This window comes from Pseudomonas sp. TYF_14, from assembly GCF_043105275.1.
GTDB classification, from domain to species: domain Bacteria; phylum Pseudomonadota; class Gammaproteobacteria; order Pseudomonadales; family Pseudomonadaceae; genus Aquipseudomonas; species Aquipseudomonas alloputida.
The window spans coordinates 219,709-232,968 of the sequence record NZ_JBICLK010000034.1 but is presented as its reverse complement, the minus strand read 5'-3'; the positions used below and the strand labels follow the sequence as shown (position 1 = coordinate 232,968).

Below are 13,260 nucleotides of genomic sequence, written 5' to 3'. Positions count from 1 at the left end.
AGGCAGGCCCTGCTAGCCAATTTCCACCCGCCGTTCATTGTTGCGGCCGCTACCGTATTCGCGGGTAAACCCGCGAACACCGGCAGAGCCGGTGCCATCCACCGCGTTGGTCTCTGTGCGGACATGCCCGCACAGAGTCCTCGATCTGTCAGCCTCGCACCCCCAGCATCCCGCGCTCGACGATAAAATCGATCACGGCCTGCAACCCCTCGCCCTTCTTCAGGTTGCTGAAGGTCCAGGGCCGCTGCGGCCGCATGCGCTGGGTGTCGCGCTCCATCACCTCCAGTGACGCCCCTACATAAGGCGCCAGGTCGGTCTTGTTGATCACCAGGAAATCAGACTTGGTAATGCCTGGGCCGCCCTTGCGCGGGATCTTTTCGCCCTCGGCCACGTCGATCACGTAAATGGTCAAGTCAGCCAGCTCCGGGCTGAACGTGGCGCTGAGGTTGTCACCGCCGCTTTCCACGAAAATGACTTCAAGATTACCGAACTTGCGCGCCAGCGCTTCGACCGCCGCCAGGTTCATCGAGGCGTCTTCACGGATGGCCGTGTGCGGGCAGCCGCCGGTTTCAACGCCAACGATGCGCTCCGGCTCAAGGGCGCCGGCCTCAGTGAGGATGCGCTGGTCTTCCTTGGTGTAGATGTCGTTGGTAACCACGGCGATCTGGTAGTGATCGCGCATGGCCTTGCACAGCGCTTCCAGCAGTGCGGTCTTGCCAGAGCCGACCGGGCCGCCGACACCGACGCGCAGGGGTTGTTGATAGCTTTGCATGCAGGCAGTCCTCAGGAACGGAACAAACGGGTGTATTGGGTTTCGTGACGCGATGAAGCGATGGCCAGCAGCGGCAGGCCGCCGCCGAGCTGGTCATCGCCCAGGGCTAGCGCCTGGTCCAGTGCAGCGGGCAAGTCGGCGCCAAGGTCGCGCAGCAAGGTCTGGGCAGCCTGCTGGCCGAACGGCACCAGCTTGACCCCGGCCATGACCGCGCCCTCCAGCCAGGCAAAGCCATGGCCCAATGCCAGCTGGCGCAGCGGGATGGCCCAGTGTGCAGCCAGCCAGGCCATACCGCCCAACTGAGTCAGCTCAAGGCTGGCGCGCCAGGCCGGTGCCTGGCCCAGTTGCCAGCCGTCGAGCAACCGCGCCAGCGCTGCGCCGCGCTGCTGTTCTTCCAGGCGCAGCTCGGCGGTTTCGCGGTTGGCCAGCAAGAACCGACTCCAGTGGCCGAACGCTTCGGCGTCTTCAGCCTGGCAGGCGTGGTACAGACGCGCCAGCACCGGCCAGTCGAGGCAGGCCAATGTGTCGTGAACCTGCTCACGCTGCCAGCCGGCAAAACTGTCCACGCCCCGAACCCAGCCGGCCTCGACCGCCCACTCCAGGCCTTGCGAATAGGTAAAACCACCCACCGGCAAGCCGGGGCTGGCCAACTGCAGCAGGCGCAGCAGCGCCAGGTCGCTGTTCATCAACCGGCCAGTACCAGCGCGGCGCCGGCCAACAGGCCACCGCCAAAGGCCTTCTGCAGGCCGCTGTGGCGGCGCAGCAGGCAACCGACTGCAAAGCCCGCCGCCAGCAGCAAGCCGCTGACCACGACAAACCCCGCGCTGAATTGCCAGAACGCGCTCGGCGTGGCTTCTACGCCATGTGCCCAACCATGGAACAAGGCGAACACAGGCATGGCCATGGCCAGCAGCGACTGGCGGCTCGGCAGCAGCACCGCCCCGGCAGCCACCAGCAGCGACACGGCAATCAGGGTTTCCATGCCCAGCACATCGCCGAACAGGTGACCGCACACGGCACCACCGAACATGGCCGCCAGGGTAGCCAGGGGCAATGTCAGGTTGCGACGGGTCAACGCGGCGAGCACGCCGGTACCCAGCAGCATCAGCAGGTGATCGAGCCCGGTCAGCGGGTGCAGCAGGCCGTCCTGCAGCGGGTTGCTGTCATGGCCCGGATGGGCAAAGGCTGGCAGTGCCAGCATCAACAGAAACAAGGCGAAAGTCTTTTTCATCGGTTGCTCCAGGGCAGTTCAGGAATGGGCAGGCAGGCGTACGAACGGGTGATCGTGGCCATGGGCATGACTGTGGCTGTGGCCATGCGGTGCACTTTGGTAAGCGCCCGCTTCAGGCTCGAACGGGGCCTGTTCCGCCTCTACCGTCAGGCCCAGCCCCCGCAGCATGTCGTCCAGCACATGGTCGTGCTGGAAGCGCAACAGCCCGGGTTCGATCTGCAGCGGCACATGGCGGTTACCCAGGTGGTAGGCGGCGCGTGCCAACAGGTGTGGATCGGCACAGCGCACCGTCGACACCGCCTCGGGCGCAGCCAGCACGCGGATCAGCTGGGTGCCCTCGGCATCGGCCAGCAGTTCACCTCCGCGCAGCAGGTGGCCGCGCTCCAGCATCAGCCCGGCTTCGCGGCCATCGTCCAGGGTTACTCGCAGGCGGCTCTTGATACGGCTGTCCACGTCAAGGGTGACAGTGCCACTGACAACCCGCGTACCGGGTTCGGATATACGGCGGCTCAAGACAATCATTTGTGCTCCTCAGAACAGGAAATAGCGCTGGGCCAGCGGCAGTTCGCTGGCCGGTTCGCAGACCAGCAGTTCGCCATCGGCACGCACCTGATAGGTCTGCGCATCGACTTCGATCAGCGGCTGCAGGGTGTTGTGGACCATGTCCGGCTTGCGTACCCGCCGGCAACCGTTGACCACGCCAATCAGGCTGCGCAGGTTCAGCTCCTCGGCCAGCCCGCGGTCCATTGCCGCCTGGGGCAGGAATGTCATGCGTGTGGCATGCCGCGCCGCACCCAGCGCGCCGAACATCGGCCGATAGTGCACCGGCTGGGGGGTGGGTATGGAGCCGTTGATGTCGCCCATGGGCGCGGTGACGATCATCCCGCCCTTGAGCACCAGGGCCGGCTTGACCGCAAAGAACGCTGGCGACCACAGCACCAGGTCGGCCAGCTTGCCGACCTCCACCGAGCCCACTTCGTGACCGATGCCATGGGTGAGTGCCGGGTTGATGGTGTACTTGGCGATGTAGCGCTTGACCCGGAAGTTGTCGCTGTACGGGGTGTCCGGTGCCAGCGGCCCGCGACGCAGCTTCATCTGGTGCGCCACCTGCCAGGTGCGCAGCACCACCTCGCCAACCCGGCCCATGGCCTGGGAGTCGGACGAGGTCATGGCAAAGGCGCCCATGTCGTGGAGGATGTCCTCGGCAGCGATGGTTTCGCGGCGAATGCGTGACTCGGCGAAGGCCACGTCCTCGGCGATGCTCGGGTCCAGGTGGTGACAGACCATGAGCATGTCCAGGTGCTCGTCCACGGTGTTGATCGTGTAAGGCAGGGTCGGGTTGGTCGAGGATGGCAGCACGTTGGCCTGCCCCGCCGCACGGATGATGTCCGGGGCATGGCCGCCACCGGCACCTTCGGTATGGAAGGTGTGAATGGTGCGGTCGCCGATGGCCGCCAACGTGTCTTCGATACAGCCCGACTCGTTGAGGGTGTCGGTGTGAATCGCCACCTGGATATCCATTTCCTCGGCCACGCCCAGGCAACAGTCGATGGCTGCTGGCGTAGAGCCCCAGTCTTCATGCAGCTTGAGCCCGACAGCGCCTGCGGCAATCTGCTCGCGCAGCGCGTCCGGCCGCGAGGCATTGCCCTTGCCCAGCAGCCCGATGTTGATCGGCAAGCTGTCGGCAGCCTGCAACATGCGCGCAAGGTACCAGGGGCCGGGCGTGCAGGTGGTGGCATTGGTGCCAGTGGCCGGCCCGGTTCCACCGCCGATGAACGTGGTGACACCGCTGTTCAATGCCTCGTCCACCTGCTGTGGGCAAATGAAGTGGATATGCGAATCGACACCACCGGCGGTGACGATCTTGCCCTCGGCCGCGATCACCTCGGTCCCTGGTCCGACCGGTACGTTCACGCCCGGCTGCACATCGGGGTTGCCGGCCTTGCCGATCACCGCGATGCGTCCATGCTTGATGCCGATGTCGGCCTTGACGATGCCCCAGTGGTCGATGATCAGCGCATTGGTCAACACCAGGTCCATCGCCTCGGCCGCCAGCATCTGGCCCTGCCCCATGCCATCGCGAATGACCTTGCCGCCGCCGAACTTCACCTCCTCGCCGTAGATCGTGAAGTCTTTCTCGACCTCCACCCATAGCGCAGTGTCGGCCAGGCGCACGCGGTCGCCAACAGTGGGCCCGAACATGTCGGCATAGGCCTGACGGGAAATACGGCTCATGCCCTGCCCTCCAGCGCGCCCATCACCTTGCCCTGAAAACCATAGACCTCACGCTTGCCGGCGTAAGCCACCAGTTGCACGGTACGCGCCTGACCCGGCTCGAAGCGCACGGCAGTGCCGGCCGGGATGTCCAGGCGAAAGCCCAGGGTGGGCGCCCGGTCGAACACCAGCGCGTCGTTGACTTCATAGAAGTGGTAGTGCGAGCCGACCTGCACCGGCCGGTCGCCATGGTTGGCCACACTGACGCTGACCGTTTCCCGGCCACTGTTCAACTCGATGTCGCCCGCGGCGACCTGGATTTCACCTGGGATCATGCGACGCTCCTTGGCGGTTTCAGACGATGGGGTCATGCACGGTCACCAACTTGGTGCCATCCGGGAAGGTCGCCTCGACCTGCACGTCGTGAAGCATTTCAGCGATACCGGGCATCACCTGCTCACGGGTCAGCACTTCACGCCCCAGGCTCATCAGTTCGGCGACTGTGCGGCCATCGCGGGCGCCTTCGAGCACCGCGGCACTGATCAGCGCCACGGCCTCCGGGTAGTTGAGCTTCAGGCCACGGGCCAGCCGCCGCTCCGCCAGCAGCGCGGCAGTGAACAGCAGCAGTTTGTCTTTCTCTCTCGGGGTAAGCTCCATGGTGCTCTCTCAGGTAGCCCAGATACGCGGTGGGCAGGCTGGCAGGCCGAGGATGGCCGGGCGCAGCACATGCCACAGGCGTTGCAGGGTGCGTTGCAGGTGTTGGTTGTCATGGTCGAGCACCCGGATCACCAGCAACGACCCGAGCAGGGTCGCACCGGCCGGGTTGCCCAGTTCATCGAGTAGCGGGCGAACCTGCTCCAGCACGGCCTGATTGGCAGGTGCGGCGCAGAAGGTGGCGAGTAGCGGGTGCCCACCCAGCTTGCCCAGGTGCCCGCCTTCGAGACGCAGGCGCTCATGCAGGCCAACCTCGTCAGGCAGTTCGATGTGCAAAAGGCTGTCGAGGGCGCCGTGGTCGAAACGCTCGTGCATGACCGGACGGCCCAGGCACAGGGTTTCCCAGGCCAGCAGGCGGGCGCCCGGCTCGAGGGTAAAACGGCTGGCGAGGCTGGCGCGGGCGCCGGAGAAGAAGATGCTGTCCTGCGGCAGCCACTCCAGGGTGCTGCCCGCGGCCATGTGGAAGCGTTGGGTCAACCGCGCGGTCGGGCCAATGCTTCGGTAGAACTTGCTGGCGCCGGGCATGGTCAGCAGCGCGTGGCTACCCGGCTCCAGGTGAATGTCCAGTTCCAGGCGGTCGCCGGCGACGATACCGCCTGGCGGGTGCAGGACATAGACATGGCACGGCGCACCTTCAGGATAGAAAGGCCGCTGCACCAAAAGAGGTCCGAAATGCTTCCACGCACCAAGGCGGGTCACGCCGCCACGCTGGACAAAGCGCAACTGCAGGTGAGCACTCCAGCCCGCATCGTCTTGCTGTTGTTCGATCTGCTCCGCGAGCGACATCCTGCGGCCCCTGAAATCCGTGGCCTGCTGGCCGTTTAGAGGGTCCGGCGCGGGCGCCTGCTAGCGCGCTCGGCCTGACCACTCGATCAAATTCGCAGGCTGGATATAGCAGGTTGCGGGCCAACTTCGCAGGTGAACGATGATGAAACCTGTGCAGTGCCCGCTCTGGCATCGGGCATGCGGGGCAATGGCGCACAAAGCAGGGGCGTGTATCGGCCCTGTTTCGGTGCCGGCATACGTGAAAATGGGGCTGCGTTGAGCCCCACAATATCAAGCCTCAGTAATCGAAGCGGTCCACGGCACGCCGACGCTCGTTGTCATCACGCCGGTCATAGATGGCCGTGGTCTGGATATTGGCATGGTGCGCCAGCTTCTGCGCAATCGACAGGTCGTGCTCTTCGATCACCCGGGTAATGAATGCCCGGCGAAAATCGTGCGGCATGATCTTCACCCCCACCTGCGCGCCGCGCTGGCGGGCAATGTAGTAGATCGCATGCTTGGTAATGCGTGCCCGGGTAATGTGGTTGCCGCGACGGATGCGGTTGAACAGGAACGGGTCATCTTCCGCCCCGGCAGGCAGGTCCTGGCGGCGCAGTTCAAGCCAGGCCTGCAGCTTCTCGAACGCCCACGGCGGTGCGTACTTGACCAGCTGGTGGTTGCCCTTGCCCACTACCTGCAGGCTGCGCGCCTCGAAGTCGACCTGGTCGAGGTCGATGTCGACCGACTCCGACTTGCGCATGCCGGTGCCGTACAGCAAGGCAATGATCGCAGCATCACGTACCCCCTGTGGCCGCGGGTCGGCGGCGCACACATCCATCAGCTCGCGGATCAGGCTGCGGCGCAGGTTGCGCCCTGGCGGCAGGCGGCTGCCCGTGGCGGGCTTGACCTCGCGAATACGCAACAGCTGCTCGTGGTCGATCAGGCCCTGACGCCAGGCCTCGTTCATCACCCCGCGAATCGCGTTGACGTACAGCGACGAGCTGTTGGGCGCGTAGCCGTCGGCACGCAGGGCAGCCACCAGTGCAATCACATGGCCCGGCTCGAGCCGATGCCAAGGCACATCGACAATGTTGCAGTCGACAAAACCTAGCCGGTCGGCGGCGTCCTGAAGAATGTAGCGCATGGTTTGCTGGCTGGATGGGGCCAGACGGGCCATGTACTGCAGCAGCGGATTTTTCGAGAGGTCGGACAAAACGTGAATCCTGTAGCGAAGCGTCAGCCGGCACTGAACCAGGCAAACCCTGAAGCAAGTCAAAACGACATACAAGCCAGTCTGAATGACCGCAATACGCGCGTGTCATTCGGACCCTGAGAAGTGCCATCACCTTGATATTCAAGGGCTTTGCGACTGGCACGGATCGTGATCTTACCCCAATTGCAGCTTATTGAACGAACCTGCCGACCCTGCCGCAGCCCCGGGCAGACGAAATGCCCGGTTAATACAGCCAAGAGCGGCCTGGTGTCGGGACAGGGCCGCCAAGCGGCCCTAACGATCTCTGCAGCACAGGGAAGTTATTGGCGCGACTTTGCAGCCGTTGCGACATGCGGAAGAGCCCCCCAAAATGCTGATGAGACTTGCAATGTATCTATCTCAATTTCGAAAGACCAACGAGGGCATAAGCAACAATCATCCAAACACAACCGAACAGTGTTAGCCACGCCGAAAGCACCAACTTGAACTTGAGCCTCGGAGGAAAACGCCTTAACTCTTCAGGATCCAGCTTACCTCTATGCAGCGCCAATTGTGGGAATGTTATCAACCCAGCAACCATGCACATCAGCATCCAGCGCCACTTGAATCGTCGCCCATCACACGCCTGTTTCATGGATTCAAGGTAGGGATTACTCTGAATCGCCGAGCATGCAACATCGTAATCTTTCCTTAATACAAGAAAGGCAAGGATGGCCGGGCCAGGCAATCCAATGACAAATGGCCCTAATACCAATAGTAGCTTCGCTAATATCGGCCAATCGTTAACGTCCATCACTTGTAGCCTCGTAGATAAATTCACCCGCCTTCTGACCAAGCTCCTCCCCAACGAGACTACCTGCGGCCCCACCCGCTCCGACCAGAAGAATCCCACACACCGGAACGCTGACTCCTCCGGTCCCAATCGCAAAAGCTGCACACAACGTCCCGGCGGCTAATCCAGCTCCCGTGGAAACGAGCGTACTTAAGCCAAGGCTACCGGCAAAACTACCCGCCTCTGTCATTCGGATTTTTTTGCACGCCTCTGTCTCACCAGCCCGGCAAACCTCCTGAACTTTTACATAAGATGAAGTACCTCCGAGCCCAACTGCAGCGTAACCACCATACTTCAAGTACTTTCCAAGCGTCGCCACCTTATCTAAATGTGTTGCATAACCCGGGATCTGACTTGGCCCGCCCGCTTTCGACCAGTGGTGCACGAGGCTCTTGGTGGATATCTTCAAGCTCTTCCTCAGACGTTCATAGTTCCCAAGATTCAACTGTTTGTTCAGAAATGCTGTTTTCAACTGTCCATCCAGTTGCCGCAGAAGCCGCCGCCGCTCAGCGAAGAAGCCAGGGCTGTTCAGATGACCGTGGCGCATGAACTCTCGCTGGTGCAAATGTTCGATACTGGTCAAGGTATGACTCACCTGCTTCAAACCTTGATCCAGCATATCCTTGCCCACGCCCATGGACAGGCTGGCGTTGCTGAGCAAGCCGGCGATTTCGGCCTGGTGCTGCATCATGAAATCCGCTTCGGCGTAGTCGAGCACCTCCAGTGCACGCCGCGCATGCTGCGCTGCTGCCATCAACTGACCTTCCTCGCGGGTGCAGGCATCTCCATTATCAGGATCACCGATCACAAAGACTTCCCCTGCCTTGAAACCTTGCGCAAATGTCGGGTTAAGCCGCTGTAACCGGGAGATCGGTAACATGGCATCGTGCTCGGCCAATTGCAGCAGCACCTGTGGAAACGACATGTGTCGAGGAATTATGTAGAAGCCGGGCTCCAGGGTACCGGGCAATGCACTTGCTACAGGTTGGGAAAAACGTTCGGGGTAGTCAGCGTTTGACGGCCCAGCAAAGTGGTTTTGGGCACGCCCTGCAATGGGCTTCCTGGCCGGTGGTGCTGCGGACAACGGCGCAACCACCCGGTTGCTGCCTGGCGAACAGCCACATACAACCAGCGCCCCGTCCATGGCCACCCGCTGGCCATCGGAAATAAAGTGATCCACACCTTCGACTACCGTTCCCTCTTGCCCACAAAGAGGACAAGCTGTGGTGTGGTCACCTTCTCGAAGTACCATTCGGCCTTCGTCGAGATACCCGGCCCCCGTTGCAATACAAACAGCACCCGTTGTGGTCACATCGCCATCGACTGCCTGGCCTTTTCCCTCTAGATTGACGCGCATCTGCAAGTCCCCTAAGCATAGTTCAGGTTGGAAAACCTAACACCAGCAAGGGGAACTCAATCGTTATCAGTCGAAATTTAGATAATTCCTACAAATTATTCCAAACGTATGTTTATTAAATGATGTTTCCAAATGGCAATACTTAGTATCCCGGCAGCATAAGTAATTTTATGCCTGATGACGGCTGATCACCCAAGACCAAAGTACCGCTAGACAATAGCCGCCGCCCACCACCCTGGAAACATCTGCTGCACCCGGGGCTCGGCGAAGCGTTCGTCAATCAGCACCAGTACGCCACGGTCCTGGTCACCCCGAATAACCCGGCCCGCCGCCTGGATCACCTTGCGCACGCCCGGGTAGAGATATGCGTAATCGAAACCCGCGCCAAATTGCCGCCCCAGGCGCTGTTTGAACTGCTCGTTGACCGGGTTGACCTGAGGCAGCCCCAGGGTGGCGACAAACGCGCCAATCAGCCGCGTGCCGGGCAAATCCACCCCTTCGCCGAAAGCGCCGCCCAATACTGCAAAGCCCACACCTCGGCCATCGGCGACAAAGCGATCGAGAAATGCCTGGCGGGCCGCCTCGTCCATGCCCGGCTCCTGTGACCACAGCGGAATCTGCCCATGCTGCTCGGCCAACAGCCCTGCCACCTGTTGCAGGTATTCGAAGCTGCTGAAGAACGCCAAGTAGTTACCCGGCATGCGCTCATACTGCCGGGCAATCAGGTCAACGATCGGCGCCAGGGAGGCTTGGCGCTGCTGGTAACGGGTGGACACCTGGCTGGCAATGCGCACTTCCAGCTGTTCGGCACGGAACGGCGCGGCCACGTCCAGCCAGGCGGTATCGGCTGGCATGCCCAGCAGGTCGCTGTAGAAGTGCCGCGGGCTCAACGTGGCGGAAAACAGCGTCACACTGCGCGCCGCCTGCATGCGTGGTGCCAGCAGCCGCGCCGGGGTGACATTGCGCAGGCACAGCGTGGCCAGCCGCCGCTTGCGCGGGCCCTGGCGCTGGCTGATGTCGAACAGAAAATGCTCGTCGAACAGCTCGGCAACCCGGCAGAACTGCAAGGCCTGATAGTAGAACTGCAACACCTGGGGGTCGATGTGCGTGGGTGCCTGGTTCATCTGTTCCTGAATCACCCCGACGCACTGCTGCAGGGCGCGCAGCAGGCCTTCGGGCAGCGACTCGCTGGCCTGGTACGGCGCACGCTGCTCTTTATACAGCGCGTTCCACTGCCTGTTCAGGCGGTCCAGCGCGCTGTCCAGTCCAGGCGGTTTGCTCTGGCGCAACGCCAGCAGCTGGCCCTGGTCAAGGCTGGCGCTGTACATGCCGCGCCCCCGCTCGACCAGGTTATGCGCTTCGTCCACCAGTACTGCCACTCGCCACTGGTTGAGCTGGGTCAGGCCGAACAGCAAAGCATGCGCATCGAAGTAGTAGTTGTAGTCAGCGACCAGCACGTCGGCCCAGCGCGCCATCTCCTGGCCCAGGTAGTACGGGCACACCTGGTGCGCCAAAGCCACTTCACGCAGGTTGGCGCGGTCGAGCAACGGCAGTGCTGCCGCAGCCTCGCGCGCAGCCGGCAAACGGTCGTAGAAGCCTGCAGCCAATGGGCAGGACTCACCATGACAGGCCTTGTCCGGGTATTCACAGGCTTTGTCGCGAGCGATCAGCTCCAGTGTGCGCAGGGCAGGTTGCGGCGTGGCATCGGTGATCTGGCGCAGGGCATCCAGGGCGAGTGCCCGGCCTGGTGTCTTGGCGGTGAGAAAAAACAGCTTGTCCAGCTGCTGCGGCACCATGGCCTTGAGCAGCGGGAACAAGGTACCAAGGGTTTTGCCAATGCCGGTGCTGGCCTGGGCCATCAGGCAACGACCGGTGCTCACCGCCTTGTACAAGGTTTCAGCCAACTGCCGCTGGCCCTTTCGGAACTGTGGGTAGGGGAAACTCAGCGCCAGCAGGCCTTGGTCACGTTCGGCCAAGCGTCGTTGCTGCCATCGGGCCCAGCCCAGAAAGCGCTGGCACTGGGTTTCGAAGAAGGCCTGCAACTCGGCAGCCGAACAGTGCTCCGTGAATAGCGTCTGGCCGTCGCTGTCCACGTCGAGGTACACCAGCGCCACCTCGATGGCCGGCAGTTGTCGTGCCTGGCACATCAACCAGCCATAGACCTTGGCCTGTGCCCAGTGCAACTGACGGTGATTGGCCGGTTGACGCGCCAGATCGCCACGGTGCGTCTTGATCTCTTCCAGACGATTGCTGGCAGGGTCATATCCGTCGGCACGGCCCCGCACCCTGAGGGTTTCGAACTGGCCTTCAAGGGCGATTTCCGACTCGTAGCCAGCAGCCCGCCGTGCCACCACCCGCTGATGCCCTTCGATACCCTCCTGGGCGGTGGGCGATGGCGTGAAGCGCAGGTCCAGGTCGCCGACCTTGGCGCTGAACTCACACAAGGCGCGCACCGCTACGCTGTAGCTCAAGGTGTTTCGCTCCAGCGCACGTGGCACACCGCGACCGGCAGGCCGTGTTGCCTGCAGAACTCCAGCCAGCGCAGTTGGTTGTCCTGCAGGCGGTCACCGGGCCCCTTGACCTCGACCATGCGATAACGGCCCTGCTCGGGCCAGAACTGAATCAGGTCGGGCATGCCGGCACGGTTGCTGCGAATGTCCTGCAACAGGCGCAGGAAACATTGCTTGAGCGCTGCGGCCGGCAGGCACGCCAAGGCCTGCTCCAGCAGTTCCTCGCTGAGCATGGACCAGGACACGAACGGCGACTGCAATCCCTGTTTGGCCACGTAGCAGTCGAGAATCGCCTGGCGATGGCTACCCTCGTCGAGCCGCCCGAGGCAGCGTTCGAACAGCGCACTGCGCCGCTGCTGGAAGTCGCTGTCGTGCAGGTCCTGTGGCGCGGCCTGGAACGGGTTGAAAAATGCGCCGGGCACCGGGGCGAAGATGGCCTCCCAGCACAACAGGCCAAACAGGCTGTTGAACAGCGTGTTCTCCACGTAATGCGCCTGCCCCCCCTCTTGCATCAGGTGCTGACGCACGGCTTCTTCAACGCCCAGCGCAGCGTCCCCGCGGGGCAGTTCGAGCTCTATCAGTTCCAGCGGCGTGGTGCGCTGGCGCCGCTGTGGCGGGCCGCCGAGCTTGCGCGCCAGGCGTGGCAGCATGCGTTGCAGCGCCTGCTCCTCCAGCGCATTGGCAGGTGCCGCTGCCAGTTGCAACGCCCGTGCATGGGCCTGGTGCCACTGTTCGCTGCGCTCCAGCACCCTCACCTGGCGAATGCGCGCCTGGGGATGGTTGCATTGCGCATACACCGCCGTGGCCAGGTCCCATTCACCCAGCCGCTCGCATTGTTGGCCCACGGCGAATTGCAGCCGCGCATGGCGCCGGGCCAGCCAGGGGTTGCTGCTGTGCAGGCCCTGCAGGGTGGCAAGGATCGGCAGGGGGTCGCCGCCCTGCTCCAGGCGCTCGGCGCAATGGTGCAGCGCCATGGCCAGGTCGACATCGTCACGTTGCTGCAAGGCACGCGAATCAGGGCTGAACGGCACCTGCTCGTAACGCAGCAAGCCCAGGTCGGCGAGGACGAAGTCTGACCAGTCCTGGTACAGGTTGCCGAAAAACAGCAGGCGTATGCGGTCGCACAAAGGTTGCAGGCACCACTGGAGGATGCGCACATCGCTGTCAGGAAACCATTCGACCAGTGACCGGGCTGCCAGCGCCAGGGGTTGCAGCTGTGCCAACAACTCATGCTTGGCCGCGCGCGGGCGGTTCAGTTGCCGGGCGAAGCAGCGGGCCAGTTCTTCCTTGCGCAGCAACGCGAACAGCTGCTCAAGGTCCAGTTGCTCGGGCTCCCGTACCCAGCCGAGGGCCAGCAACGGCTGCAGCGCCAGCGCAGTATCGCCGATTTCGGCGTAGTCGAGCCGATCGCTGCGAAACAACTCGCCTTTGCGCATCACCATGCGCACCATCAAGGCCTGGGCTGGCGCTTGCAGTTGACTGAAGGCACGGATGAAGGCCAGTTCCTGGTCATCCAGCAGGTCCTGGTAGCGCTGTTCGACCCACAGCACGACCTGGCGGAAGTTATGCAGGTAGTAGAACGGGTCGTCGACGGAATGGGCGATCACGGGCGGAGGTCAGCTTGCGGCAACAGGCACTGTTTATACATACAG

General features: G+C 62.9%; 14 protein-coding genes. 1 reads left to right on the top strand and 13 read right to left on the bottom strand.

All coding sequences use genetic code 11. From position 1 onward, the window contains the following. Nucleotides 1-148: 148 nt before the first annotated feature. From ureG to ACF8O8_RS11550, 8 genes are read right to left on the bottom strand one after another with little or no spacing between them, the layout of a single operon-like run. On the bottom strand, nt 149-772 hold the full coding sequence (gene ureG, locus ACF8O8_RS11585) for an urease accessory protein UreG (RefSeq protein WP_010953755.1): 624 nt from the start codon (nt 770-772) through the stop codon (nt 149-151). Nucleotides 773-783: 11 nt separating this feature from the next. Continuing rightward, nucleotides 784-1,458, bottom strand: coding sequence for an urease accessory protein UreF (locus tag ACF8O8_RS11580; RefSeq protein WP_004576555.1), 675 nt, complete (start codon nt 1,456-1,458; stop codon nt 784-786). Beyond that, nucleotides 1,458-2,003 (bottom strand): HupE/UreJ family protein, encoded by a 546-nt coding sequence (locus tag ACF8O8_RS11575; RefSeq protein WP_003253925.1) that lies wholly within the window; start codon nt 2,001-2,003, stop codon nt 1,458-1,460. The genes ACF8O8_RS11580 and ACF8O8_RS11575 overlap by 1 nt, the downstream gene beginning before the upstream one ends. An 18-nt stretch (nt 2,004-2,021) precedes the next feature. Then, a complete protein-coding gene (gene ureE / locus ACF8O8_RS11570; RefSeq protein ID WP_003253926.1) occupies nt 2,022-2,525 on the bottom strand; it encodes an urease accessory protein UreE in 504 nt (167 codons plus the stop codon). 9 nt (nt 2,526-2,534) lie between these two features. Then, the gene (gene ureC, locus ACF8O8_RS11565) at nt 2,535-4,238 is read right to left on the bottom strand and encodes an urease subunit alpha (RefSeq protein ID WP_014591285.1); all 1,704 of its coding nucleotides are present in this window, start codon (nt 4,236-4,238) and stop codon (nt 2,535-2,537) included. Further along, nucleotides 4,235-4,552: an urease subunit beta gene (locus ACF8O8_RS11560; protein ID WP_010953752.1), complete on the bottom strand. Its 318-nt coding sequence runs from the start codon at nt 4,550-4,552 to the stop codon at nt 4,235-4,237. The genes ureC and ACF8O8_RS11560 overlap by 4 nt, the downstream gene beginning before the upstream one ends. A gap of 19 nt (nt 4,553-4,571) precedes the next feature. Further along, nucleotides 4,572-4,874 (bottom strand): urease subunit gamma, encoded by a 303-nt coding sequence (locus tag ACF8O8_RS11555; RefSeq protein ID WP_003253929.1) that lies wholly within the window; start codon nt 4,872-4,874, stop codon nt 4,572-4,574. Nucleotides 4,875-4,883: 9 nt separating this feature from the next. Next, complete coding sequence (locus ACF8O8_RS11550; protein ID WP_392509722.1) at nt 4,884-5,654, bottom strand: urease accessory protein UreD; 771 nt, start codon at nt 5,652-5,654, stop codon at nt 4,884-4,886. Here ACF8O8_RS11550 and ACF8O8_RS11545 point away from each other — a divergent pair. After that, a complete protein-coding gene (locus ACF8O8_RS11545) occupies nt 5,604-5,756 on the top strand; it encodes a hypothetical protein (RefSeq protein ID WP_392509723.1) in 153 nt (50 codons plus the stop codon). The two genes, ACF8O8_RS11550 and ACF8O8_RS11545, sit on opposite strands and share 51 nt — an antisense overlap. Nucleotides 5,757-5,994: 238 nt before the next feature. On the opposite strand, the gene xerC is transcribed toward ACF8O8_RS11545, so the two are convergent. From xerC to ACF8O8_RS11520, 5 genes are all read right to left on the bottom strand, one after another. After that, on the bottom strand, nt 5,995-6,909 hold the full coding sequence (gene xerC / locus ACF8O8_RS11540; RefSeq protein ID WP_004576552.1) for a tyrosine recombinase XerC: 915 nt from the start codon (nt 6,907-6,909) through the stop codon (nt 5,995-5,997). A 394-nt stretch (nt 6,910-7,303) separates the two neighbouring features. After that, nucleotides 7,304-7,702 carry a hypothetical protein gene (locus ACF8O8_RS11535; RefSeq protein WP_392509718.1) on the bottom strand — a complete coding sequence of 133 codons (399 nt, stop codon included), beginning with the start codon at nt 7,700-7,702 and terminating at the stop codon, nt 7,304-7,306. Next, nucleotides 7,692-9,098, bottom strand: a complete 1,407-nt coding sequence (locus tag ACF8O8_RS11530) for a PAAR domain-containing protein (RefSeq protein ID WP_392509717.1) — start codon at nt 9,096-9,098, stop codon at nt 7,692-7,694. Before ACF8O8_RS11530 ends, ACF8O8_RS11535 begins: the two co-directional genes overlap by 11 nt. 209 nt (nt 9,099-9,307) lie before the next feature. After that, nucleotides 9,308-11,569 carry an ATP-dependent DNA helicase gene (locus tag ACF8O8_RS11525; protein ID WP_392509716.1) on the bottom strand — a complete coding sequence of 754 codons (2,262 nt, stop codon included), beginning with the start codon at nt 11,567-11,569 and terminating at the stop codon, nt 9,308-9,310. Further along, on the bottom strand, nt 11,566-13,215 hold the full coding sequence (locus ACF8O8_RS11520) for a VRR-NUC domain-containing protein (protein ID WP_392509715.1): 1,650 nt from the start codon (nt 13,213-13,215) through the stop codon (nt 11,566-11,568). Before ACF8O8_RS11520 ends, ACF8O8_RS11525 begins: the two co-directional genes overlap by 4 nt. Nucleotides 13,216-13,260 lie beyond the last annotated feature (45 nt).

Coding starts and splice junctions, on each gene's coding strand:
- ACF8O8_RS11560 (WP_010953752.1), bottom strand. CDS start 4,552: ATGATCCCAGGTGAAATCCAGGTCGCCGCGGGCGACATCGAGTTGAAC.
- ACF8O8_RS11580 (WP_004576555.1), bottom strand. CDS start 1,458: ATGAACAGCGACCTGGCGCTGCTGCGCCTGCTGCAGTTGGCCAGCCCC.
- ureG (WP_010953755.1), bottom strand. CDS start 772: ATGCAAAGCTATCAACAACCCCTGCGCGTCGGTGTCGGCGGCCCGGTC.
- ACF8O8_RS11545 (WP_392509723.1), top strand. CDS start 5,604: ATGCTTCCACGCACCAAGGCGGGTCACGCCGCCACGCTGGACAAAGCG.
- ACF8O8_RS11530 (WP_392509717.1), bottom strand. CDS start 9,098: ATGCGCGTCAATCTAGAGGGAAAAGGCCAGGCAGTCGATGGCGATGTG.
- ACF8O8_RS11575 (WP_003253925.1), bottom strand. CDS start 2,003: ATGAAAAAGACTTTCGCCTTGTTTCTGTTGATGCTGGCACTGCCAGCC.
- ureC (WP_014591285.1), bottom strand. CDS start 4,238: ATGAGCCGTATTTCCCGTCAGGCCTATGCCGACATGTTCGGGCCCACT.
- ACF8O8_RS11555 (WP_003253929.1), bottom strand. CDS start 4,874: ATGGAGCTTACCCCGAGAGAGAAAGACAAACTGCTGCTGTTCACTGCC.
- ureE (WP_003253926.1), bottom strand. CDS start 2,525: ATGATTGTCTTGAGCCGCCGTATATCCGAACCCGGTACGCGGGTTGTC.
- ACF8O8_RS11535 (WP_392509718.1), bottom strand. CDS start 7,702: ATGGACGTTAACGATTGGCCGATATTAGCGAAGCTACTATTGGTATTA.